The organism is Thermoanaerobaculia bacterium (genome assembly GCA_018057705.1).
Taxonomy (GTDB): Bacteria; Acidobacteriota; Thermoanaerobaculia; order Multivoradales; family JAGPDF01; genus JAGPDF01.
The window spans coordinates 1-22,668 of record JAGPDF010000040.1 but is presented as its reverse complement, the minus strand read 5'-3'; the positions used below and the strand labels follow the sequence as shown (position 1 = coordinate 22,668).

At 70.3% G+C, this 22,668-nt stretch carries 17 protein-coding genes; 10 read left to right on the top strand and 7 right to left on the bottom strand.

Going from position 1 to position 22,668, the window contains the following annotated elements:
* Positions 1–15 precede the first annotated feature (15 nt).
* The 3 genes from KBI44_13185 to KBI44_13175 all read left to right on the top strand — a co-directional run bounded on the left by KBI44_13185 (position 16) and on the right by KBI44_13175 (position 3,028).
* On the top strand, positions 16–792 hold the full coding sequence (locus tag KBI44_13185; GenBank protein ID MBP9145434.1) for an isoprenylcysteine carboxylmethyltransferase family protein: 777 nt from the start codon (positions 16–18) through the stop codon (positions 790–792).
* The gene (locus KBI44_13180) at positions 789–2,438 is read left to right on the top strand and encodes an FG-GAP repeat protein (protein MBP9145433.1); all 1,650 of its coding nucleotides are present in this window, start codon (positions 789–791) and stop codon (positions 2,436–2,438) included. The genes KBI44_13185 and KBI44_13180 overlap by 4 nt, the downstream gene beginning before the upstream one ends.
* A gap of 218 nt (positions 2,439–2,656) precedes the next feature.
* Positions 2,657–3,028, top strand: a complete 372-nt coding sequence (locus KBI44_13175; protein MBP9145432.1) for a VOC family protein — start codon at positions 2,657–2,659, stop codon at positions 3,026–3,028.
* A gap of 183 nt (positions 3,029–3,211) precedes the next feature.
* On the opposite strand, the gene KBI44_13170 is transcribed toward KBI44_13175, so the two are convergent.
* On the bottom strand, positions 3,212–4,861 hold the full coding sequence (locus KBI44_13170; protein MBP9145431.1) for an FG-GAP repeat protein: 1,650 nt from the start codon (positions 4,859–4,861) through the stop codon (positions 3,212–3,214).
* A gap of 224 nt (positions 4,862–5,085) precedes the next feature.
* On the opposite strand from KBI44_13170, the gene KBI44_13165 reads away from it, so the two are divergent.
* Positions 5,086–6,735: a hypothetical protein gene (locus KBI44_13165; GenBank protein ID MBP9145430.1), complete on the top strand. Its 1,650-nt coding sequence runs from the start codon at positions 5,086–5,088 to the stop codon at positions 6,733–6,735.
* Between the two features lie 46 nt (positions 6,736–6,781).
* On the opposite strand, the gene KBI44_13160 is transcribed toward KBI44_13165, so the two are convergent.
* On the bottom strand, positions 6,782–7,315 hold the full coding sequence (locus KBI44_13160; protein MBP9145429.1) for a DUF2177 family protein: 534 nt from the start codon (positions 7,313–7,315) through the stop codon (positions 6,782–6,784).
* Positions 7,316–7,323: 8 nt separating this feature from the next.
* Between KBI44_13160 and KBI44_13155 the strand changes: the two genes are divergently transcribed.
* Entirely contained in the window at positions 7,324–7,893 is a 570-nt protein-coding gene (locus KBI44_13155; GenBank protein MBP9145428.1) for a sigma-70 family RNA polymerase sigma factor, read from the top strand.
* Here the strand turns inward: KBI44_13155 and KBI44_13150 are convergent.
* Complete coding sequence (locus KBI44_13150) at positions 7,890–10,670, bottom strand: serine/threonine protein kinase (GenBank protein ID MBP9145427.1); 2,781 nt, start codon at positions 10,668–10,670, stop codon at positions 7,890–7,892. The two genes, KBI44_13155 and KBI44_13150, sit on opposite strands and share 4 nt — an antisense overlap.
* Positions 10,671–10,840: 170 nt before the next feature.
* Here KBI44_13150 and KBI44_13145 point away from each other — a divergent pair, with 170 nt between their 5' ends.
* Positions 10,841–12,505 carry an FG-GAP repeat protein gene (locus KBI44_13145; protein ID MBP9145426.1) on the top strand — a complete coding sequence of 555 codons (1,665 nt, stop codon included), beginning with the start codon at positions 10,841–10,843 and terminating at the stop codon, positions 12,503–12,505.
* 119 nt (positions 12,506–12,624) lie between these two features.
* On the opposite strand, the gene KBI44_13140 is transcribed toward KBI44_13145, so the two are convergent.
* Together KBI44_13140 and KBI44_13135 are read right to left on the bottom strand one after the other, a co-directional pair.
* Positions 12,625–13,293 carry a hypothetical protein gene (locus KBI44_13140; protein MBP9145425.1) on the bottom strand — a complete coding sequence of 223 codons (669 nt, stop codon included), beginning with the start codon at positions 13,291–13,293 and terminating at the stop codon, positions 12,625–12,627.
* A 109-nt stretch (positions 13,294–13,402) separates the two neighbouring features.
* The gene (locus tag KBI44_13135) at positions 13,403–14,365 is read right to left on the bottom strand and encodes a hypothetical protein (GenBank protein MBP9145424.1); all 963 of its coding nucleotides are present in this window, start codon (positions 14,363–14,365) and stop codon (positions 13,403–13,405) included.
* Between the two features lie 125 nt (positions 14,366–14,490).
* Here KBI44_13135 and KBI44_13130 point away from each other — a divergent pair, with 125 nt between their 5' ends.
* The 3 genes from KBI44_13130 to KBI44_13120 are packed head-to-tail and all read left to right on the top strand — an operon-like array spanning position 14,491 to position 16,796.
* A complete protein-coding gene (locus KBI44_13130; GenBank protein ID MBP9145423.1) occupies positions 14,491–15,651 on the top strand; it encodes an FAD-dependent monooxygenase in 1,161 nt (386 codons plus the stop codon).
* Positions 15,652–15,709: 58 nt separating this feature from the next.
* On the top strand, positions 15,710–16,531 hold the full coding sequence (locus KBI44_13125) for a helix-turn-helix transcriptional regulator (protein MBP9145422.1): 822 nt from the start codon (positions 15,710–15,712) through the stop codon (positions 16,529–16,531).
* 22 nt (positions 16,532–16,553) lie between these two features.
* The gene (locus KBI44_13120) at positions 16,554–16,796 is read left to right on the top strand and encodes a hypothetical protein (GenBank protein MBP9145421.1); all 243 of its coding nucleotides are present in this window, start codon (positions 16,554–16,556) and stop codon (positions 16,794–16,796) included.
* Between the two features lie 93 nt (positions 16,797–16,889).
* Here KBI44_13120 and KBI44_13115 read toward each other — a convergent pair whose 3' ends face one another.
* Positions 16,890–18,596 carry a VCBS repeat-containing protein gene (locus KBI44_13115; protein MBP9145420.1) on the bottom strand — a complete coding sequence of 569 codons (1,707 nt, stop codon included), beginning with the start codon at positions 18,594–18,596 and terminating at the stop codon, positions 16,890–16,892.
* 163 nt (positions 18,597–18,759) lie between these two features.
* Here KBI44_13115 and KBI44_13110 point away from each other — a divergent pair, with 163 nt between their 5' ends.
* The gene (locus tag KBI44_13110) at positions 18,760–20,355 is read left to right on the top strand and encodes an FG-GAP repeat protein (protein MBP9145419.1); all 1,596 of its coding nucleotides are present in this window, start codon (positions 18,760–18,762) and stop codon (positions 20,353–20,355) included.
* Positions 20,356–20,488: 133 nt separating this feature from the next.
* Here KBI44_13110 and KBI44_13105 read toward each other — a convergent pair whose 3' ends face one another.
* On the bottom strand, positions 20,489–22,573 hold the full coding sequence (locus tag KBI44_13105; GenBank protein ID MBP9145418.1) for an alkaline phosphatase D family protein: 2,085 nt from the start codon (positions 22,571–22,573) through the stop codon (positions 20,489–20,491).
* Positions 22,574–22,668 lie beyond the last annotated feature (95 nt).

The following is a 22,668-nucleotide window of genomic DNA, read 5'->3' as shown; positions in this document are numbered from 1 at the left end:
CAGGAGGAGAGAGTCATGACCCGAGTCTTCGCCCTCGTCTATGGCGCAGTGAGCTATCTGATCTTCCTCGGCACCTTTCTCTATGCCATCGGCTTCGTCGGCGACGTCCTGGTGCCGAAGTCGGTGAACGACGGAGCGGCCGGACCCCTCGGCCGGGCGCTCGCGATCGACGCCCTCCTGCTCGCGGTGTTCGCGCTCCAGCACAGCGTCATGGCGCGGCCGGGATTCAAGCGCCGGTGGACGCGGCTGGTGCCGAAGTCGATCGAGCGCAGCACCTACGTGCTGCTCGCGAGCCTCGCCCTCATCCTGCTCTTCTGGCAGTGGGAGCCGATCCCGGGGACGATCTGGAGCGTCGAGAGCGCCGCCGGGCAGGCCGTTCTCTGGGCCATCTTCGTCCTCGGCTGGGCGATGGTCCTCGTCGGCACCTTCCTGATTCAGCACTTCGATCTCTTCGGACTGCGACAGGTCTACCTCCACCTGCGGCAGCGCCCCTACACCGAGGTCGGTTTCCGCACCCCGTTCCTCTACCGAATGGTCCGGCATCCGATCATGCTGGGATTCCTCCTCGCCTTCTGGGCCACGCCGCGGATGACGGCCGGACACCTTCTGTTCAGTGTCGCGACGACGCTCTACATCCTCGTCGGCATCCGCTTCGAGGAGCGCGACACGCTCGCGGCACACGGTCGCGCCTACGCCGACTACCGCGAGCGTGTGCCGATGCTGCTGCCGTTCGGGAAGGGGCCCGGCCGCGGCGCGCGCGCGCGCCGGATCGCCGAGAGCGAGCCGGGATGACCGGGCGCATCCCGAGGCGCCGTGGCGGGAGATCCGTCACGGCGCTGCGCGACACAGTCCCGATCGCAGCGCTCGCGCTTCTGCTCGTTACCGCTCTCGCGTTCGCCGACGCCGAGAGTGTCGGGCTCTCCACCGTTGGGGCGATCTACCTTCCCGATCCGGCGATCGGCGCCACGGGCGTCCAGGCAGACGACGCCTTCGGACACGCCTTCGCGACCGGAGACTTCGACGGCGACGGCCGCGAGGATCTCGCGGTCGGCGTGCCCGGAGATTCCGGGCCGATCGGCGCGCCGGTGCCGGGCAGCGGTAGCGTCATCGTCTTCTTCGGCCACGCGACGGGGCTTCTCGCCGGGTCGACTCCGCGCCTCCTGTCCCAGACCGGCAGCGGCTTCGAGCCGTTCGATTCCCACGGCTACGCCCTCGCCGCCTGCGATTTCGACGGTGACGGCTTCGACGACCTCGCGGTCGGTGCTCCGGGCGAGTCGGTCGGCGCGACGTCGGCCGCGGGCGCCGTCTTCACCTACAGCGGTCGGCCCGGTGGGCCGGTCACGAGCGGCGCCGGCCTCTACACCCAGGACACGATCGGTATCCCGGATGGCGCCGAGGTCGAGGATCGCTTCGGCGGGGCGCTCGCCTGTGGCGACTTCGACGCCGACGGCTTCGCCGACCTGGCGATCGGCGCCCCCGGCGAGGCCCTGAACGGCGCAGCGAAGGCGGGCTGGGCGGTGGCGATCCCCGGTTCGGCCACGGGGCTTGCCCCCGCCGCGTCGCAGGCCTTCGACCAGCTCGGAACCGGCCTGCCGGGCGAGCCCGACGGTTTCGATCAGTTCGCCTACGCTCTGGCGGCGGGAGATCTCGACGGCGATGGCTTCGACGATCTCGCGATCGGCGTCCCCGGCGAGGCCATCGCGGCCGGAATCGCGCACGTCGTTTTCGGTGGGCCCGCCGGACTCGTCGCGGCGGGTTCGATGCTCCTTACCGATGGGGCGCTGGGAGGCGACCCCGATCTCGCCGATCGCTTCGCGCTCGCTCTAGCCTTCGGCGACTTCGATGACGACGGCTTCGACGACCTGGTCATCGGCATCCCCTTCGACACGTTCGATGCTCCGACCGGCGTCGTCGATGCGGCGGGCCAGGTGGTCGTCGTCTACGGCGGGCCGACGATCCCGACCCCGGGCCACGTCTCCCACTTCGCCGAGGACATGATTCTCGACCCTCCAGCGAGCGAGACCGGCGACCGCTTCGGCCAAGCGTTGGCGACCGGCGATTTCGACGGCGACGGCTTCGACGACCTCGCGATTGGGCATCCGGGAGAGAACCCGTCGGCCGTGCCGGAGCACTTCGACCACGGTGCCACGACCGTGATCGCCGGCAACGCCGGGGGGCTCGGCGGCGGCGTCCGGCGCTTCGCCCCGGTCGCAGAGGGGCTGCCCGGCCAGCCGCCGCAGACTTCGCGCGGCGGCTTCGGTTCGGCTCTCGTCGCCGGCGACTTCGACGGCGACGGTTTCGACGACCTCGCCAGCGGGCTGCCTCTCGAGGTCGTCTCCGGAATCGACGCCGCAGGCGCGGCGATCGTCCTGCCGGGCGCTGCCTTCGCCGACGGCTTCGAGTCCGCCAACGCGGACTACTGGACCCCCGCGCCGTGAACCGCGACCGCGGGACGACCGCCGCCTCACGACGCTCCCGCCCCCCGCCAACACCTGAGCGGACGGAGCCGATAACATCCCGGGCATGTCCCAGCGTACGGGGCTTCGCCGCAGGTCTTTCGCGTACCCTGAGCCTCGAGAGCGCGACTCCTCCCGGCATCGCACCGCCCGCGGCCGGCTCGAACCCATCTGCAAACCCATCCCTATCGGAGACCACCATGGACCTGGGAGCTTTTTCGATCAGCCTGGCAGTCAAGGACCTCGAGGCTTCGCGGAAGTTCTACGAGCAGCTCGGCTTCGTGAAGTTCCACGGCGATGCCGCGCAGAACTGGTTGATCCTGAAGAACGGCGACCATGTCATCGGGCTCTTCCAGGGGATGTTCGAGAAGAACATCCTGACCTTCAATCCGGGCTGGGACCAGAACGCGCAGCCGCTGGCGGCGTTCACCGACGTCCGCGAGCTGCAGCGCCGGCTGAAGGCGGCCGGGGTGCCGCTCGTGCAGGAGGCGGACGAGACGACCAGCGGCCCGGCGAGCTTCGTCGTCGCCGACCCCGACGGCAACCCGATCCTGGTCGATCAGCACCGCTGAGCGAACTCTCCTCGCAGGCGAGTGCGAACCCGGCGTGGCCTCGAGCCGTAGCCTGAGCCGGGTGCGGCGAGCCGGGCGCCGGGCGCCCCGCGGAGTGCCGGGAGGGCAGGCTCTGCCGAAGGGTCTCTGCCCCGGCGGCCGGCACAGAAGGGGTCGCGGACGTGCAGTCGGGCTCGTGACCGTTCAGGGCGCCACTTCGGACCAGAAGAGGAGGCTGCCGTCCCAGTCGAGGCTGTCGGCGAAGAGCGCCCCTCGCAGCACCACCGCGGCGCCGACTTCGGTGCCGACGCTCGCGACATCGTGAAATGGGACTCCCACGACGAGGTCGTCGTGAAGGTTGCCGTCGAAGTCGCCCGTCGCGAGAGACCAGCCGAAGTTGTCCCAATCGGCCCACGGGATCGGCATGCCGGCATAGCCGGCGCCGAAGAGGCGAAAGGTGCGGCCAGGCCCCCGAGGGTTCGCGCCACTCCCGGTGAGAATCGTGAAGGCGCCGAGGTTGCTGCCGCCGGGGACCACGTCCTCGCCGATATGCCCGACCGCGAGGTCATCGACGCCGTCGCGATCGAAGTCGCCGCTGGCGAGGCTCCAGCCGAATTGATCGCTGGCGGCGTTCGCGCCCGCGCCGTAGAACGTCGTCTGCGTCAGCCAGCGGGTGGCGGCGACGTCGAACCAGGAGCCGTTGATGGCGATCACGCTGCCGAAGAGGGTGGTGACCTGCCCTGCGGCCGCTGCCCCACTCACCGACTTGAACGGCGCGCCGACCGCCAGATCGTCGGCCAGATCGCCGTCGAAGTCGCCGGTCGCGAGCGTGCGTCCGAACTGCCCCGGGCCAGCGGTTCCGCCGAGCTCCCCTTCGCCGAACCAGTGCGCGCTGCCGGCGAGCAGACTCCACTCGCTGCCGAAGAGCACGAGGACTTTGCCCTGTCCATCCTCTCCCGGAACCCCGATGGCGAGATCGTCGTAGTTGGCGCAGGCCGGCGAGCAGATGCCGTCGCGGTTGAAGTTGCCCACGGCGAGGGAGAAGCCGAAGAGATCGTTCGCTTCGAAAATGTCGGGGATCTCGTCCATGTACTGCGAGAAGCGGTACCACTGCGTGGAGATGAGATCCGGGCCGTGCTGGACGTAGACAACTCCGCCGGGGACGGTCGTGCCGTCGATCGCCCAGTTCGCCTGCGGCGCTCCGACCGCGAGGTCGTCGAGGAAGTCGCCGTTGAAGTCGCCGACCGCGAGGCTCTGACCGAAGTGCTGTTGCGCTCCGCCGTAGCCGCGCGAATCCAGCGTCTCGGGGCTGATCTCCTCGAGCCCGGTGGCGCTGCCGCGGTGAATCCTGACCATCCCGTAGTTTGCGGTGTCTTGATTGCCGGTGGTGAAGTCGAAGCCTGGCGCCCCTACCGCGAGGTCGTCGAAGCCGTCGCCATCGAAGTCGCCGGCGGCGAGCGCAGCGCCGAAGCGGGCGTTCTCCTGCGGGATCGCAATCCGCAGGACGTTCCAGACCACTGATTGCAGTCCTTCTCCGGGAGTGCCATACCAGACGACGACGAGTCCGCTGTTGGCGGTCGCGCCGTGCAGGCCGTTGTCGTTGGGGATGCCCACCGCGAGGTCGTCGGCGCCATCACCGTTGAAGTCGCCGGTGGCGAGCACGTCGGCGAAGGAGTCGCCGGCTTCGGCCGTCCACTGGGCGATCGAGGGGTTGGCGAGGAGGCGGCTCTGCACGGTCGAGAGCCCGACCGAGGCCGCGGCGTTGGCGCGCCCGGCGCTCCAGAGGCAGGCGAGCAGGGCCAGCATCCCGGCCAGGGCGAAACGGGATGCGGGACGTTGGGGAGATTTGCGCATATCCCACTACGCGCAGGAGGGCGGGCTGGAGGATCATCGGCGGCACCGACCCCGGCCAGGCCGGAGCCCGGCAGTCCGGTGAGACCCGGACGGACCGAAATGGGCACGCCCCGAAGGGAGTCCGGGCGTCGCCCTGCGGCGCAGCGGCCCTTCGGCTGGCCCCCTGCCCGGGGGTACGACGTTCTTCGATGGGAGGGCCCGCGATGGCCCCGGAGGAGACCGTCATGCGCCGATTCGTTCCGCTCGTCCTGCTCGCCCTGCTCGCGATGTTCTCCGCGCCGTCGGCGGCGCCGGGCGCGAACTACCGCCTGTCGGAGGGACACCCGGCGAGCGACGTCTGGAACCTCGCTCCGGACTCGGTCTCGCACGACGGCCGCTGGATCTTCTACGTCCACGACGCCGAAGTCGATCAGGCGCACGAGCTCTGGCGAGTTGCGACCGCGGGCGGGACTCCCGAGCGGATCTCGGGGCTGCTGCCGGCCAATGCTGCGGTCGAGGATCATGCGGTGACTCCCGACGGCGCGCGGATCCTGTTCCGCTCGCCCCAGGACGAGCTCGGCCAGGTCGAGCTCTTTTCGGCGGAGGTCGGTGGCGCTCCGGGGAGCTTCGTGCAGGTCAATGCCCCCCTTCCGACCGGCCTGTCGGTCCAAGGACCGCTGGCCTTCTCGCCCGACTCCCTGCGCCTCGTCTACCAGACCAACGCGAGCCCGCCGAGCGACACGGTCGCCTCGGAGCTCTGGATCGCGGACGTCGACGGCGGCGAGCGCAACCTGCTCGTGTCGCTGCCGCTCGAGGGGCACTTCGGCTTCGATCCCGGCGGACGGGCGACGCATGATTTCTCGCGCTTGATCTACCGCGCCGACGCTGCGGTCGACGGTCGGCTCGACCTCTGGTCGGTTCCCGTCGCGGGCGGTGCACCGACCAAGCTCAACGGGGCGTTGGTCGCCGGCGGCGACGTTCAGGGCTTCGTACCGTCGCCGATCGACGATGCGGTCGCCTACCTCGCCGACCAGCAGGTCGAAGGGCGCATCGAGCTCTATATCGTGCCCGCCGCCGGGGGAAACGTCGTCAAGCTGAGTCACGCCCTGAGCGGCAACTGGGACATTCTGGAGCCGCGTTTCTTGCCGGACGGCACGCGGATCCTCTACAGCGAGTTCGACGTCGACACGCGACAGATCTGGTCGGTACGGCCCGACGCTACGGACCGGGTCGCGCTCGTCGGCCCGATGGTGAGCGATGGAGCCGTGAAGCGCTATGCCTTCGATTCCGACCGCCTGGTCTTCCTCGCGGACAAGGAGGTCTGGAACCGCTTCGAGCTCTACTCCGTTCCGATCGCGGGCGGCACGCCGGTGAAGCTCCATCCGCCACTCGTCGCTGGCGGGGACGTCGCCATCGATTGGGAGGTGGCGCCGCGGATCACCTCCGACGGCACGCGGGTCGTCTACGTCGCCGACCAGGCGACGGCAGGCTACGAGAACCTCTATGTCGTTCCGATCGGCGGCGGCCCATCGGTCCCGGTGGGCGGCGCCGGCTCGCTGGGCGGCAGCCGCATCCTCGACTTCGAGATCTCGCCGGACGGCGAGTGGGTCGCCATGGTGCAGGAGCTGGAGTCGTTCGTCCCCGGCGGCGGAATCTCGACCCGCCTCCGCATGGCGCGCTTCGACCGTCCCGGCTGGACGACCGTCGACTCCTGCACCGGGGAGTGCGAAGTCGCGATCGATCCGGTCTTCTCGCCGTCGGCGCCCTACCGGGTTTTCTATATCGCCGATCAGGAGGTCGACAACAAAAGGGAGCTCTACGCCGGCGACGCCTGCCTGCTCTGCGACGGCTTCGACGCCGGCAGCACGCTGCGCTGGAGCTCGGCCCTCCCTTGAGCCGAGCCCCGAGACCGGGCCGGTCCGTGGCGCAGCGGCGGGCTCCTCACCGCGGGGCCTCCCTCCGGGCCGGCCGGCCTCCGACGGCGCGCTCGGCCAGCTTTCCGGCCAGGGCGGAGACGGCGGTCAAGGCGATTCCCCAGGCGATGTCGATCGGGACGATCCACGCCGGCCAGTCCCTGAGGACGGCCCAGTTCGTCAGTTCGTAGGTCGTGTAGGCCACGAAGCCGAGCCCGGCGCCGCGCCGGGCGGCGGCCGAAGGGGCCCCGGTGCCGAAGACCGCCCAGGCCGCGATCACCGAAACGTAGAAGAGGTAGAAGAGGAGGGCCGCAGGCCACCAGGCCTCGGGCCGCATCAGATGGCCGAGCGCGGACGCGTAGAGACCCCGGGCGACGATCCCCAGCCACGCCAGGTCGAGGACGAGCATCGTCGCCGCCGTCGCCAGGATCGCCGCCGCCGCGGCCGGAACGGACAGTTCGACGGTTCGGATCTTCACGCGAGTCACCCTAACCCAGAATCGGGGCGCAGGCGCGACGCGGCCGTCGCGGGCGACCTCACGGGCCGCGGTTTCGGCTAGCATGCCGCCGCATGGGCCAGGAATCGTCCGCCTCGGTGCAAGTGGTCTTCCAGCGCGCCGAGCGCGGCGACGCCTCCGCGCGCGAGGAGCTCTTTGCGCTGCTCTATGACGAGCTTCACCGTCTCGCTCACACTCACGTCGCGCGCGCCCGCGGCGCGATGACCTGGAACACGACGACGCTCCTGCACGAGGCCTACCTCGGCTTCGCGCACCGGGAGGGGCTGCAGTTTCCGGACGAGAGCCGATTCCTGGGCTACGCTGCGCGCGCCATGCGCGGGCTCGTCATCGATGCGATCCGCTCGCGGTACACGGAGAAGCGCGGCATCGACCAGACGTTCGTTCCGGTCGCGGAGGCGATGCTGGCGTCGGTGGGCTCGCCCGAAGAGGTCGAACAGCTGAACGACGCCCTCGCGGATCTCGCGCGGCTCGAGCCGGCGCTCGCCGAGCTCGTCGACCTCGCCTTCTTCTGCGGTTTCACCTTCGCGGAAGTGGCGGCAATGCGCGGCGTCACCGAGCGGACCGTGCAGCGCGACTGGGCGAAGGCGCGCCTGCTCCTGCACGGCGCCCTCGACAGAACCTAGCCCGCGGGCGAAGGGGATCCGCCTGCGAACGCCGCTGCCTGGCGCTCGGCGCGGAGCGTCTCGGGCGCGTCGGTGCCGACGGCATCCCGCAGGTTGTCGACGGCGCGCTCGAATCCGGCCCGCGCGGCGGTGAGGTCTCCGGCGAGAGCGGCGGCCCGCGCGGCTTCGAGCTCGGCGAGGCCGAGCTCGCGCGAATGGGCGAAGCCGCCGAGGCCAGCCCGTGCCATCTCGAGGGCGCGCGCGGCGTCGGCTCGGGCCGCGGCTCCATTCCCGAGGTCGTTCTCGGCGCGCGCCGCGATCAGCAGCGCCTGCAGCAGATCGCGAGCCGGCTGCTTCTCGCGCTCGAGGAGCTCGAACGCGCGCCGGGCGAGGGCGAGTGCGGCGCCGGCGTCGCGGTCCACCATCGCCCGGGCGCGGTAGAGCTCGCGCATGCCGGCGAGCCCGGCGGGCGGGGAAGGGATCGCCGCGAAAGCGCGGTCCATCTCGGCGAGCGCGAGGTCGGCGTCGTCGAACCGTCCCGCCTGGGCCTGGACGCGAGCGGCGATGCAGTGGATCCAGAACGGGACCTGCGATCCCGTCGTTCGGGAGAGGTTGCGGATCGCCTCGGTGGCGGCGGCGATCGCCTCTTCGTGTCGCCCGGCGTACGACAGCAGGCTCGCGCGGGACGAGAGCTTGTACGGCGAGACCGGCCCGCCGCCGAGCTCCCGGGTGATGGCGACAAGCGTGTCGGACTCGGCGAGCGCGCGCTTTACCTGGCCGGCATTGACGAGGGCGAGCGTCCAGTTGTGACGGGCGGTCGCGGCGAACCGCGTGCGGGTTCGCCGCTCCGCGGCGAGGACGGAAAGCAGTCTCTCGAACGTCGCGTTGGCCGCCTCGAATCGGCCCAGCTGTCCCTGGGCGAGCCCGAGGGTGTTGAGCGCTTCGGCGCCGCGGCCGGAAGGGCCCGGACGCGAGGCCTCGTAGCGCAGCGACTCCTCGGCGGCGGCGACCGCGCGCTCGAACTGGCCGCCCCAGCTGGCGACGATCGCCTCGTCGAGCCGGCAACGGGCGAGCTCGGCGGCGGCGGCGGCAGGGTCCTGGGCGGCGAGCGCGACGTTGGCCTGGGCGAGAAGTGCCTGCGCCCGCTCGGGCTCCTCGTCGGTTACCGCCATCGCGAGCTCGCAAGCCGCCACGGCGCGCAACCGCGGGTCGGAAGTCCGGCTGGCAAGCTCGTAGGCGCGTGTCAGCACCTTCCGCCAGGGCGGGTAGTCGGAGATCTCGTAGTACCGGCTCGAGAGCAGAACGAGCATGTGGGCCTGAAGCGCTGGATTGTCGGCGAAGCGCCCCTCGATCATCGCCTCGGCCCGCGCCAGGAGATCCGTCTTCGAAATGGGGAGTCCTTCGGGGTTGGCCTCGGAGATCAGGAAGCCGGAAAGATCGTTGGTGATTTCAGCCCGGCGCAGCTCCTCGAGCGCGCGGTCGCGCTCGGCGGCCGAGGCCCGCGCCTGCCGCCAGCTGATCCCCGTGGCTGCGAGGAGGGCGACGACGACCAGGCCCGCCGCGCCGACCTCGACGCGGTGGCGCGCGACGAGCTTGCGCACGCGGTAGCCGAGGCTGTCGGGTCGCGCCCGCACCGGAAGATTGCGCAGATGACGCCGCAGGTCGTCGGCGAGCTCCGTGACGGTGGGGTAGCGCTCGGCGACCGCTCGCTTGAGCGCCTTGGCGACGATCGTGTCGAGGTCGCCCGCGAGCGCGCGCGCGAGCCGATCCGGCGTCGTCGATCGTGCCTCGAAACGCGAAGGCTCGGCATCGCCCTCGTCTTCAGCGTGGGCGTTTGCGGCGCGGGGCTCCGTGGGGCTCCGTCGCACACGCTCGCTCATCCGTATCGTCGCGCCGGTGGTGATGGCGCGCACGAGGTCGGCTGGCGAAGTGTCGGCGCGAGCCACCGGATGTTCGCCAGTCAGGAGCTCATAGAGCAGCACGCCGAGCGCGTAGACATCGGTGGCGGTGGTGATCGCGCCACCTTCGAGCTGTTCCGGCGCGGCGTACTCCGGGGTGAGCGCACGCCCGGTCGTGACGGTGCGGCCGACCGCCAGGCCGGAAACCTGATCGACGAGAGTCGCGATTCCGAAGTCGAGCAGTTTGGCCTGTCCGGCCCGATCGACGAGGATGTTCGAGGGCTTGAGATCGCGGTGCACGACGAGGTTCGAGTGGGCGTAGGCGACCGCGTCGGCGATCTGGAGAAACAGCTCCAGCCGGGCGCGCACCGGCAGCCGATGCGCGTCGGCGAAGCGGTCGATCCGGAGGCCTTCGACGAGCTCGAGGACGAGGAACGGCTGTCCGGCCGCCGACAGGCCGGCGTCGTAGAGACGCGCGATGCCGGCGTGGGAGAGTCGCGACAGGATCGAACCCTCGCTGCGGAAGCGTTCGGATCCGCGCTCCTCGACGAGCGACGGGTGGAGGAGCTTCACCGCGACGTCGCCTTCGAAACGGCCGTCGTTGCGTCGCGCCCGCCAGACCGTGCCCATGCCGCCGGCGCCGATGCGCTCGACGAGCTCGTAGGCGCCGAAGGTCCGGCCCTCGAGCGAAACCGGCGTCGCCCCCGCCGGCAGATCCAGGAACCCCGTGCGCAGGGCGTGATCGTGCTCCGCGAGCTGCCGTTCGAGCGCCTCGGCGAGCGCGGGGTCGCGCTCTCGCAGCGACCCTACGAACTGGTCGCGCGGCTCCCCCTCGAGCTCGAGCGCCTGATCGAGAAGGGGCGACAGCCGACTCCAAAACGACTCGTCGACGAAGGCCACGGTCTGGGAATCGTAGTCGAAGCGCGGATCCCGACGCGGTGACCTAGCTCCGAGGCATTTCGCTCCCTCCTGTCGCCTTCTCCCTCTCGTTCTCGATCCATGCAGAAGCCGCACCTTTTCCAGGCCGGCGGAATCGGCGTACCGGGCTCGGTGCCAGCGAGGGAGGATCGATGCGAACGAACCATCAGAATGTCCGATCCGAGGGGTTGTCTGTCATGGTCGCTTCGGTGGTGATGACTGCGATGCTCGCCACCGGGGCAGGAGCGCAGGTCTCCGGATCCCTGTCGCCGGTCCGCGCGCAGAAGATTGGCAATCAGACGATCGGCGCCTTCCCGGTGCAGGAGAACGATCACTTCGGGGCGACCTTCGCCGTGGGCGACTTCAACGGCGACGGCCGCGACGATCTCGCGACTGGAGTTCCGGACGACGACGGCCCGACGACGGCTCCCGTGACCGATGGCGGCGCGTTTATCGTCAGCCAGTACTTTTCAACCATCGGCCTCGACCCGGTGAAGCTGGTGCGCCAGTCGGCCGGGCTCGACGCGCCGGAGGCGGGAGACAGGTTTGGTGGGGGGGACTTCAACGAAGTCTACCCCCGCGCCAAGCAGCTCGCCTCGTGCGATTTCAACAGTGACGGCTTCGAGGATCTCGCGGTGGGGATCCCCGAAGAGGACTTTGGCGCCACAGGTTCGGCCGGCGCGGTCCAGGTCCACTACGGCCGCGCCGGCAGTTTTCCGGGATTCGGCTCCGAGTTCTTCACCCAGAACACTTCGGGAATTCCAGGAGATGTCGAGGCATCCGACAGCTTCGGCGAAGCACTCGCGTGCGGCGACTTCGACGGCGACGGCTTCGACGACCTCGTCATTGGCGTTGCATTCGAAGACTTTGGCAGCTTCAGTCACAATGCCGGCATGATCGAGATCCTGCCCGGCTGGTCTGGCGGGCTCGCCTCGGATTTCGCGTACTCGATCGACCAGGACACCTCCGGAGTCGACGGCGGGAGCGAAGACCAAGACCAGTTCGGCTACAGCCTCGCGGTGGGGAACTTCGACGGCGACGCCTATGCCGACATCGCGATCGGTGTGGTCGGGGAGGACGAGGTCGGCGCGGTGCAGATCCTCTTCGGCAGCGCCACCGGCCTGAACGGCGCGCGCGATCTGTTCTTTTACGACGATGACCTCGGTGGGACGAGGGAAACCTACGACGACTTCGGAGAGGTGCTCGTTGCCGGCGACTTCGACGGCGACGGGTACGACGACCTCGCGATCGGCGTCCCGAAGGAGGAGGCCGGCACATCCGGCAACGACGTCAACTCCGGCGAGGTGAAAGTCGCCTTCGGCGCCGCCGGCGGTTTCGATCTGGCCCGTGCGCGGCGATTCACGCAGAGCACGCTCCCTTCGGCGGGTGAGACCTCGCAGGAAGGCGACCATTTCGGCGCGTCGCTCGCCGCCGGCGACTTCAACCGCGACGGTTGCGACGACCTCGCGATCGGCGCGCCGGAAGAGGGGATCGCCACCGCCGACGGGAAGGACGGCCATGTAACGCTGCTGATGGCGAACTGTACCGGCGGTTTCGCGTCAGGGACGGCTCGCGGGATCATCGCCGGCTCGCAGGGCTTCCCCGGCAACGTCAACGAGCACCACAAGAACTTTGGCTGGACGGTCGCCGCCGGCGACTTCGACGGCGACGGCCACGACGACCTCGCGATCGGCGCGCCGTTCGAGACCGCGGACGGCCTCGGCGATGCAGGCGCCCAGACGATCCTCTACGGCTCGCTCTTTTCCGACGGCTTCGGGACCCAGAACCTCGACGCCTGGAGCAGTCACCTACCCTGAGGTCGGTTCTCGTGTTTCCCGCCGCGCGCCGTCGCGCCATCGCGCGAGGCGCGCCTTGTGCGACCAGACCTCCTCGCACTCCGGCGAGAGCAAGGAGGCAGGGCTCCGCCCGGGCCGACCTACCTCGAGCTGTCTTGAAGAGGCAGGTCCGCGGTCTGCCAGCGACAGGTGGATCGTGCCTCGAAATCGTCGGCGAAGACGCGTTCGACCCCACCCATGAAGGCCCGGTCCCAGTGCACCACGTGCGTGGTGGGACCTGTCGACATCGCTAGCCACTCGGCGCGAATCGACTGCGCGCCCACCGGGATCACGAGACTGTGACGCGCGAGCGCCCAGGAGTCCGAAGGCGGCGAGGGCGAGCCCGTCGTCACGGATGCGCCCTCGCCGCTGCAGTCCACCGTCTCGTAGACGAACGGAGCTGCGGTGACCGCCGCGAGCGTCGAGCGATAGGAGATCTCGAAGAAGACCGTCGCTCCCGGCTCCACGGGCATGCAACCGGAACTTCCCGCTCCCGAGAGACTGAACTGAAGCATCGCGATGAATGCCGACACCGATCGATAGCTGCCGGATGTCGGCGCATTGTCGACCGCGCACCCGTCCAGATCTTCGACGCTCCACTCGCCCAGTACCCCGATCGGAAGCGCCCAGCCCGAGGCGTCGTCGTCGAGCTCGGGGTTCGGGACGGCGCTCTCTGCGCGGACCCCGGCCGAGGGTGCGAGCGCCAGGATGGTCCAGAGAGCTATTGCCGCGGCGCCACGCGAGACACCTGCAGGAGAAATCGTGTCCATGACCACTACGCGTGACGGGCGCTCGACCCGGATCACGCGCCACCACGGTATTCGCGATCCTGAACCCACCCCGCCACCACGCTCTTGCGACGGCCGCTTTCTCTCCGACCTACTGCACGACCCATGGCCCGCCGACCGCGATCTCACTCTGATTGCCGGCGTGGTCCTGGGCGCAGACGAAGACGTACCATGTTCCGGCAAAGACGGCCGAGATGGCCCCTGCCCCACCGTAAACGACAGGGATCGTGTCGTTGCAGCTGCCGGGATCCGCAGAAGTGCTGAAGCGGTGGCGATATCCCGCCAGGCCGGAGCCGCCGGTGTCCACCGAGCCGACCCAGGAGACGTGGAGCGGCGAGGCTGCCGGACCGCCGTCGTGTGAGGGCGAAGAGATCGGTCCGGGTGTCGTCGGCGGCGAGATGTCCGCTCCGAGGCTCGCAGACCAGCGGCACACCCTTCCCACTTCGAAGCCGTCGGTGAAGATGCGCTCCGCCGCGCCGAGATAGGCCCGATCCCAGCGGGTGAGGAAGGCACTCCCGGCCTCGTCGACCGCCGCCCAGAGAACTCTCATCGAGTGGGCTCCGCTGGGCACCGTGAGCGAGGCGGAGCGGCGTGCCCAGGCGGCGCTGGCCGGAAAGACGACTTCGCTCTGGAGTGGGGAAGGGGTGCCCGCGCAGTCGTCTCCTTCGTAGTAGGCGGGGAAGGGCGCCCACGGGTGAGGCGAGATCGCAGCCATCTCCGTCCAGACGGTCTCGCCCGGCGAGACATTCAGACAGAGGTCCGGCTGCAAGCCGGAGTACGACGCGACGTCGGGCACAACCGAGCCCGTCTCGGCGCTTCCCGAGAAGGGCGCGGCGGCGCCGCATCCGTCGACATCGTCGTCCGCGATCCACTCTGCCTTCGACAGACCGGACCAGCTCGCCACCGAGCCGTCGAACTCGGGATTGACGAGCAGGTTCTGTCCCACTGCGGGAGGCGTTAGCCACCCGGAGAGGGCTCCGAGCAGGCAGGCGATCGCAGGCCTCGGCAGGCTTCGCATTCTCGGGGTCGGGGTGGAGGCGAAGGGGTAGCTCATGTCCACTTCGCGGAATCCGTGCGAGCCGCGGATCATCTCGCACCCCGCCGCACCCCGCCGCACGGTGCCGTATTCTCCCGCCGGCGGGAAAGGTCCCGTTCCGGGCTCTCCGCGGGAGGATGGCGATGGACCTCGCTTCGATGAAGATCGTGGTGGTCGGGGCTGCTTCGGGCGGCGCGGCGGCGGCGCTCCTGCTGGCGCGCGCCGGGGCCCGGGTGACGGTCCTCGAGCGGGTGGAGTCGCCGCGCGCCGTCGGAGCCGGCATCGGTCTCGCCGACAATGGGCTCGCCGTGCTCGAGTCGCTCGGGTTCGGCGCTGCCCTCGCGGCCGTCGCTCGCCCGGTCGGCGCGCCGCGCATCGTCGACGGCGCCGGCCGCACGATCTTCGCGCCGCCCGGGCCGCCACCCCGCGTCTCGATGGTGCGGCGCGCCGACCTGCAGAGCCTGCTGCTCGATGCCGTGGGCGCCGAGACTCGGATCGAGCTGCTCTGCGGTGCCGAGGTCGTCCGCGCGGCACCGGACGGGCGGGTGGGCTTTCGCGCCGCGGGTCGCGAGCAGGAGCTCGCCGCCGACCTCGTGATCGGCGCGGACGGCGTCGGCTCCCGCGTCCGCGACGGGGGCCGTTTCGGCGCGCGCCTTGCCGCCCCCGGAATTCCCTACCTGCGCGCCGTGGTCTCTTCCGCCCCCGCGTTGGGGGAGGAGGCGTGGACCGCGGCCGGTCTCTTCGGGAGCTTCGCGGTCGCGGACGGCGTCTACATTTACGCTTCCGCCGGCTCGCGACGCACGCGCCAGGCCATCGCGGCGCGCGATCTCGGAGCGCTCGCCGCCGCCTGGGCGGCGGCCTATCCCCCGTCGGCCCCTCTGCTCGCCGGTGTCGAACGCTTCGAGGATCTCTTGATTCATCCGGTGCAGCGGGTCGACTGCGCGCCCTGGCACGACGGCCGGCTCGTGCTGGTGGGCGACGCCGCGCATGCGATGGCACCGAACCTCGGCCAGGGTGCGAACAGCGCGCTGGTCGATGCCGCCGTGCTGCTCGACGAGCTGCGCCGCAGAGAGACCCTGACGGCGGGACTGGCTGCCTACGAGGCGCGCCGTCGCCCCGCAGTCCGCCGGGTGGCGACGGCTGCGGCCCGCCTCGGAGCCCTCGCCGAGTGGACGCACCCGCTCGCACGCCGCGTGCGCGATCGCGCCCTGATGCCGCTCGCCTCCCGTCTCGCGCGCCCGGGCGACCTCGCCCGCCTGCTCCAGGAGCCTCGCGAGACGCTGCTGGCGATTCCGGTAGGCTAGACCGTCGAAGCTCCTGGATCTCTATCGACGTCGTGGGGGTGCTCTCGCGAGCCGGCTGATGACCTCGAAACGACCCGCCGCTGCCGTCGCCGGCAACCGGTGGTCAACAACGCCGCACTGGTACTTGTGGGAAGGGGGCTTCCTCCTGACCGGTCGGGGTGTGGGGATCGTGCCGCCGCACACCCACCACGCGATCCAGCTCGTGGTCGCCCTCGAGGGGAGCTTCGCCATCCGCGGCGCACACGGCGACTGGCGGCGGGCCCAGGGCGCGATCGTGCGACCGGACGCCGTCCACTCCTACGACCCCGGCGGAGCGCTCAACGCGATGCTGTTCGTCGACCCGGAATCGACCGAAGGCCTCGGTCTGGTCGCGCCGTTGCGCAACGACATCACCCTCGTACCGGAGGAACGGCTGGCCGACTGCGCCGCGGAGCTCCGGCGGTTCCTCGAGCAGCCGTTCGAGAGCCTGCGCATTCCCGACCTGGTGAGGAAGTGCGTGCACGCCTTCTGCACCGGCGCGCCCCCCAGTCGCCGTCTCGACCCGCGCGTGACGCGCGTGCTCGCGGCCATACGCGCGTCGGACGACCTCCGGATGTCGGTCGACGCCGCAGCGGCGATGGCCTTCCTCTCGCCCAGCCGTTTCGCGCATCTGTGGAAGCAGCAGGTGGGGTTGCCGTTCCGTCGCTACCTGCTGTGGCGCAAGCTGACGCGCGCCATGCTGATGATCGGCCGCGGTCGCACGACCGCCACCGCGGCCCACGAGGCCGATTTCGCCGATGCCGCGCACTTGACGCACACCTTCCATCGGATGGTGGGCATCGCCCCGTCGGTCCTGATGAGCGGCGAGTTCTTCGAGATCGCGTCACCCTTCGAAGCCTGAGCCGCGCCCGGGCGAGACGACGATGCCGCGCAGCGGTGCCGTTCCTCCGACGCGAGGGAGGTTCCGGCACCGGTGCGCGGCACACCCCGCCATCGCTTACGACTTCGCGCAGCTGCAGGTCGAGCCGCAGTTGCAGGTGTCGCCGCAGCGGCAGCCGGCGCGGCGATCGGAGTGGGCGGCCTGGCAGCCGCAGGTGCAGGTCTTGCCGGCGCAGGTACCGCAGGTGCAGGTCTTCGTGGCGCTCTTCATGGTCGGCTCCTCGTAGGTGGCGTTGACGTCGTTGTCAACGAGGAGAACGATCGCATCCCGGCCCCCCGCGGAGATTGAACGGAGCCGCTGGGTTCGTTGTACGAACTGGCTAACCTGCGCCGGGGACGGGAAGCCGGGGTTCCGGCACCAGGGCGCCCCAGGCTGCGGTGTTGCCGCTCTCGAAACCGTCGGCGAAGAGCGCTTCGGCCGGCAGAAACGCCGAGGAGCCGTTGCGGAGATAGTTGCCGCGGCCGGTCGGCCAGGGGAGGCAGTTCTCCGCCGAACCGGGCACCGTGAAGACGAGGAGCTGCCGCACATGGTCGACGCCGTCCTTGAGGCTGACCACGATCTCGAGCGTCCCGGCGCCGCCGCCGTCGACGTCGGCCACCGTCGGCACCGGCATCGCGCCGCGATCGGGGAGCGGAATCTGGTGCTGCAGCGCGCCGTCCGGGCCGAGCACGAACAGCTTCCCCTTGCCGATGTCGCTCGAGTAGGAGTTGAAGATCACCTCGGGCCGGCCGTCACCCGAAAGATCCGCGAGCGCCACGCCGCCGGTGAAGACCGCGGCATCATTCGTGTACGCGTAGCTCCAGGCGATCGAACGATCGCGGCGCACGGCGTAGATCCTGCCGTCGAATCCGGCGAAGACGATCTCGAGGCCCGAGCTCGGCGGATCGAGGTCGGCGATCGAAACCTGGTTGGTGATGCCGACGATGTTGCCGCCCAAATCCCACAACCCGCCGAGATAGGTGGACAGATGGAGCGGTGTCTCCCAGCCCGGGCGACGCGCGCCGTCCTCCCCGAGAAGCCACAGGCCGACGCCGCGCAGGCGGTCGGTCTGCGCGGCGTTCTGCACGGAGCCCAGGACGACGAGCTCGTTCGCGCCGTCGCCGTCGAGATCGGCGATCGCCGGGGCGCTGTTGGTGAAGTGCGCCTGGTTGTCGACGGGCGGATTGCTCGGCCAGCCCTGCTGCGCGAGCGCCAGGTCGTGCAGGAAGCGGATGCCGGCGACCTTGTCGTCGGCCGGGTAAACGGCCGCGGCGTCGTGCATCCAGCCGTCCTGGTCGTGAATCGAGAGGTAGGCGTTGTCGTGCGGCGCCGCGATGTCGCCGACGCCGTCGCCGTCGAGATCGCCGAGCGCCAGGTTCTGGTCGAAGCCGCCGGTGATGTTGCAGTCGGCGACACAGCCCGAGGCGCCGCTGGTGTTCGGCGGAAAGCCGGTGACCACGGCGCCGTTCAGCTCGTACGCCATCAGCAGGTCGCGCTGGCCTCCGGCTTCGAGCCGCGAGGTCGTCGCCACCACGAGCTCGAGCGCCGCGTCGCCGTCGATCTCGCCGGCGGCGAGCGAACGCAGCTCGTCCCGCCAGGTGACCGGAAACGGAGCGATCGGATTCCCGGCGGCGCTCCAGAGGTGGAGCGTCGCGCGCGAGGCCGCCGCGACCTCGAGCCCGGGGCTCGCCGGCACGAGCTCGCCGACCACCGGTGAGCTCCAGATCCTGCCCGCCGGCGCCGTCTCTTCGAAGACGATCGCCCCCGCAGCGCTCCAGCCGAGGAGCTTCTGGTCCCGCGCCGCGAGAATCTCCCGCGAGCCGTCGCCGGAGAGGTCCGCGACCGCGGGGGAGCCGAGCCAGGCCTCGTGCCAGCGATCGAACAGGGTGACGAGGAGCGTCGGTGGCGCGCTCGACGTCGAGCCGCCGCCCGCCACGGGCGCGCAGACCGGCGTCAACGAGTCGGGGGCCGTCTGGCCGCCGAGCGCCGGCGCCAGCAGCGCCGGAATCAGGCAGAACAGGAAGTACCGCATCTCGCGGGCGCGCATCGCACCTCCGGCTCGCGATCCTAGCGCCTCGGCGCCCGGCTCTGCGTGAAGCGTGCCCCTGCGACGGAAGACCGGGAGGGAACCGTGAGGCTCGGGTTACGGTTCCGTAACGACTCGGCCCGCCGTTGCGGGGCAATCTTCGCCCTTGCACAAGGAGAACCCGATGACGACCCTCCGCCGGCGCCTTGCCCTCGTCGCTCCCCTGCTGCTCGCCCTCGTGCCCCTGCCACCGCTCGCAGGGCAACTCGGCCCGGTGTCCACGCAGTTCTGGAGCGCCGGCTCGCCCGACCTCGTCACCTCGCCGCAGGCGCTCGCGCTCCTCGGCTCCGCTCTGGCCGCGGGGGACTTCGACTGCGACGGCTTCGACGACCTCGCGGTCGGCATCCCCGACGACGACGACAACAACGGCGCGCTCGCCGATACCGGATTCGTCCTGGTGGTGTACGGCTCCGCTTCCGGGCTCGTCGCGGCGGACCATCAGGTCTGGGACCAGCAGAGCCTCGCGCAGGAGGTCGAAGAGGCCGACGACCGCTTCGGCGCCGCGCTCGCCGCCGGCGACTTCGACGACGACGGCTGCGACGACCTCGCGATCGGCTCGCCGGACGAGGACATCGGCACCGAGACCGACGCCGGCGGCCTGCAGATCGTCTACGGCAGTTCGCTCGGGCTGGTGACGGACGGCAACGCCTTCTTTCGGCAGGGGACGGGCGGCGTGAGCGGCGCGCCGGAGGCGGCGGACCGCTTCGCGGCGAGCCTCGCGATCGGCGACTTCGACGACGACGGATTCGACGATCTGGCGATCGGCGTCGCCGGCGAGAGCATCGGAGCTGTCACCGAGGCCGGAGCCGTACACATCCTGTTCGGTTCCGCCGCCGGGCTCTCCGGCCCCAGTGAGCTGTTGCTCTATCGCGGCAGCGAACTGCCGGGCACGCCGCGGGAGGGCGAACGCCTCGGCGCGGCGCTCGCTGCGGGGCAGTTCGGAGGCAGCCTCCCAGGCCAGGACCTCGCGATCGGCGCGCCGGGCTCGAACGGCTTCGACAATGATGTCGAAGCGGAGGGCCTCGTCTTCGTCTATCGGGACGTCGGCGCCGGCCTGGTGGTCGGCCAGTTCACGCAGTCTTCGCCCGGTGTGCCCGGAAACTCGGAACCGTTCGACTTCTTCGGTCTGACGCTCGCCGCCGGGGACTTCGACGGCGACGGCTTCGACGAGATCGCCGTCGGTTCGCCGGGCGAGAATCTCGAGGGAGAAGCGGTGGCGAACGCCGGCGCCGTGACCGTGCTCGACATCGACGCCGGGCTGCACTTCCTGCTCCTGCAAAGCGATTTCCCGTTCGAGGAGCCGAGCGAAGCCGACGAGTTCGGGTCGGTGCTCGTGGCTGGGGACTTCGACGCCGACGGCGCAGATGACCTCGCGCTCGGCGTGCCGTTCGAGGACCTGGGACCGGTCACCACGACCGGCATCGTCCACGTCATTCACGGCGCCGCGGGAGTCGGGCTCTCGCTCGCGACCGCCAGCAACTGGCTGCAGACGATCGATCCGTCCGAAGTCGGCGACGGCTTCGGTTTCGCGCTCGCCGCCGGGCGTTTCGCCGGCCACTCCGGCCAGGACCTCGCGATCGGAGCGCCGGGAGAGACGGTGTCGAGCGAGGTCGCCGCTGGCGCCTGGAACGTCGTCTACTCGGAGGCGCTCTTCCGCGACGGCTTCGAGACCCAGGCGCACTGCAACTGGTCGTCGAGCGTCGGCGCACCGACCTGCTGACAACGTCCGCCGGCCCGACGGGCCGCCGGCCGTTCCGGGCCCGACGAATCCGCAGCCGGCCCTGGAAGTGGAGCGATGGCGGCGAGCCCGCAACGGCCTTTTCGGCCGCTACGGACCGAGCGCCGCTCGTCCGTCAGATCGACAGCCCGGGGTCGCCCTCGAGCACCGTGGTCTCGAGCCGGGGGCGCTCGCCGCTCTTCCACAGCGCGGCGGTGTGCACGACCCGATAGCGGAGCGGCCCGCCGTCCGGTCTTTCGCTGCGCGTGATCGGCCGCGGAATGCAGACGAACTCGGTGCGCATCTCGCTGGCCGACAACTGGACCTTGCCGTAGCCATGCCCTCCGAGATCCACGAACTCCAAGTGCGGCGCGAGATCCGGGTTGGAGAGCGCGCGAGCGCGGGCGAGGTCGAAGCTCTTCGCGTACTCGAGACACGCGCGGACGCCGTGCCGGAGCAGCATGTTGTGGGTCCAGTCCGGCGGCCCCGCCGCCCCCGCCGCCCCCTCCGGGCGGTCGGCGAGAAACAGCGGGCGGAGCACAGCGTCCTTCGGGAGATTGTGCTCCTGCGCTTCCATGGCGCCCGGGCTGATGAGCGAGGCGCCGACGAAGCTCAGGCCGACGGGGTCGAATTTGCCGGGTGGAAGCTCGGCGGCCGCATAGCCGGCCCAGAAGCTGTGGAGGTCGCCCGAGACGATGGCGAAGCCCGACACCTTGGAATCGCGCACGAGCTGGTAGATCTCGGCGCGCTCCAGGAACGCGGTGCCGTAGTCACCGGCGCTCATGGCCGCGTACCCGCCGTCCGCAGGCCAGGCCTCCTTGGTGAGACCCGGGGGGAGGTTCTGCGGGTCGGCGCGCTGGTCGAGCGTGCCCTGCGAGTTGGCCCAGGTCTTCCACGCCGCCGTCGAGCTCCGGAGCTGCTCTTTGAACCACGCCTTCTGCTCCGCCCCGAGGATCGTCTGCGGCGGCGCGCTGCGTCGCGGGTTGGGGACATGCGCGTCGTTGAAGCGGATCTCCGCCGGGGGATGGCCGCCGTTCGCGGCGCGCCCGCCGTCCAGAACCCGCATCAGAGCCTCGGGGAACATGGCGATGAACTCCTCGCCGCCGAGATTCCCCAGCGACGGATCGCTGAAGCAGTTCGCGCTGCGGTAGCTGTGCTGGTCGGTGACGATCAGATCCAGGTTCCGGCCATAGCGCAGCGTCCGGTAGGCCTTGAGGCTGTGGATCGCCGTCAGGTTGTTCGGCTCCATCCCCAGACCGTTGCCGTCGAACTCCGTGATGGGAACACCGTCCTTCACGGCGGGCGGACCGAACTCGTCGAGCGACCCGCTGGGCGGCGCGACGCGCGCGGGGAGGTATTCGAACCAGGCCTGATTCGCTGCGATCTTGATGCTCGGGGCGGGCTGCTCGAACCTCCCTGCCTTGAGGGTGCTCTGCCAACCCTGCCAGGAGAACTCGTGGTTGTCCCAGATGCAGACGAACGGCCAGCGCGCGCGGGCGTCCTGGAGGTCGGGATCGGCGAGATAGCCCTTGTAGATGACCCGGTAGCCTTCGAGGGTCAGCGGGATGTGGAAGTTGCCGACCTTGTGGCCTTCGGGGATGCGCGCGACCTCATAGATCGTGCGGTCGTAGCGGGTCTTCACTTCGTCGGGATACTGGACGACCTCGTAGATGAAGTCGCCCAGGTGCAGCACGAAGCCGAGCTGGGAGGCTTCGGCAGCGCGTTCGTCTTCGTAGATCATCCGGCGATAGCCGTTGAGCTTGCCCTCGTTGATGTCCTGACAGCTCACGAAGGCGAAGTTCACCGTGCGGGGATCTTCGGCCAACGGCGCGGTGATCGTGCGGCCGACCCGGCTGCCGTTGCCTTCGCTGTCGGTGAACCGATACCAGTAGGTGCGCGCCGGCTCGAGCCCGCCGACGAGCACGCGCGCCGTCCAGTCCGCGGCGAGGGAGACCGGGGCCTCGGCGTGCGCCACGACGCGGCGAAAGGCCTCGTCCTCGGCGACCTCGACGGTGAGGAGCTCGCGCGTGCCCTGGGCATACGGACGCCTCGTCCACAGGATGACGCTCCCCGGGTCGGGATCGCCCGAGGCGACCCCTTGCGGATAGAGATCGCGTCGCTCCTGCCAGCGGACCCGCGAGCTGCAGGCCGTACCGGCCCACGCGAACGAAGCTCCGATGGCGGCTGCTGCCTTGAGAAAGGACCGGCGGCTGATGCTCATCGTCTCACTCCGTTCGGGCTGCGGTCGATACGGCTAGTACGCGCCGGCAACGGTTAGGTTGCGGGCGACGTACTCGGCCAGGCTGGGGCCTGAGG

Excerpts from the sequence above, each read along its gene's own strand:
- KBI44_13185 (MBP9145434.1), top strand. The coding sequence starts at position 16 with ATGACCCGAGTCTTCGCCCTCGTCTATGGCGCAGTGAGCTATCTGATC.
- KBI44_13180 (MBP9145433.1), top strand. The coding sequence starts at position 789 with ATGACCGGGCGCATCCCGAGGCGCCGTGGCGGGAGATCCGTCACGGCG.
- KBI44_13175 (MBP9145432.1), top strand. The coding sequence starts at position 2,657 with ATGGACCTGGGAGCTTTTTCGATCAGCCTGGCAGTCAAGGACCTCGAG.
- KBI44_13170 (MBP9145431.1), bottom strand. The coding sequence starts at position 4,861 with ATGCGCAAATCTCCCCAACGTCCCGCATCCCGTTTCGCCCTGGCCGGG.
- KBI44_13165 (MBP9145430.1), top strand. The coding sequence starts at position 5,086 with ATGCGCCGATTCGTTCCGCTCGTCCTGCTCGCCCTGCTCGCGATGTTC.
- KBI44_13160 (MBP9145429.1), bottom strand. The coding sequence starts at position 7,315 with ATGCTAGCCGAAACCGCGGCCCGTGAGGTCGCCCGCGACGGCCGCGTC.
- KBI44_13155 (MBP9145428.1), top strand. The coding sequence starts at position 7,324 with ATGGGCCAGGAATCGTCCGCCTCGGTGCAAGTGGTCTTCCAGCGCGCC.
- KBI44_13145 (MBP9145426.1), top strand. The coding sequence starts at position 10,841 with ATGCGAACGAACCATCAGAATGTCCGATCCGAGGGGTTGTCTGTCATG.
- KBI44_13140 (MBP9145425.1), bottom strand. The coding sequence starts at position 13,293 with ATGGACACGATTTCTCCTGCAGGTGTCTCGCGTGGCGCCGCGGCAATA.
- KBI44_13135 (MBP9145424.1), bottom strand. The coding sequence starts at position 14,365 with ATGAGCTACCCCTTCGCCTCCACCCCGACCCCGAGAATGCGAAGCCTG.
- KBI44_13130 (MBP9145423.1), top strand. The coding sequence starts at position 14,491 with ATGGACCTCGCTTCGATGAAGATCGTGGTGGTCGGGGCTGCTTCGGGC.
- KBI44_13125 (MBP9145422.1), top strand. The coding sequence starts at position 15,710 with ATGACCTCGAAACGACCCGCCGCTGCCGTCGCCGGCAACCGGTGGTCA.
- KBI44_13120 (MBP9145421.1), top strand. The coding sequence starts at position 16,554 with ATGCCGCGCAGCGGTGCCGTTCCTCCGACGCGAGGGAGGTTCCGGCAC.
- KBI44_13115 (MBP9145420.1), bottom strand. The coding sequence starts at position 18,596 with ATGCGCGCCCGCGAGATGCGGTACTTCCTGTTCTGCCTGATTCCGGCG.
- KBI44_13110 (MBP9145419.1), top strand. The coding sequence starts at position 18,760 with ATGACGACCCTCCGCCGGCGCCTTGCCCTCGTCGCTCCCCTGCTGCTC.
- KBI44_13105 (MBP9145418.1), bottom strand. The coding sequence starts at position 22,573 with ATGAGCATCAGCCGCCGGTCCTTTCTCAAGGCAGCAGCCGCCATCGGA.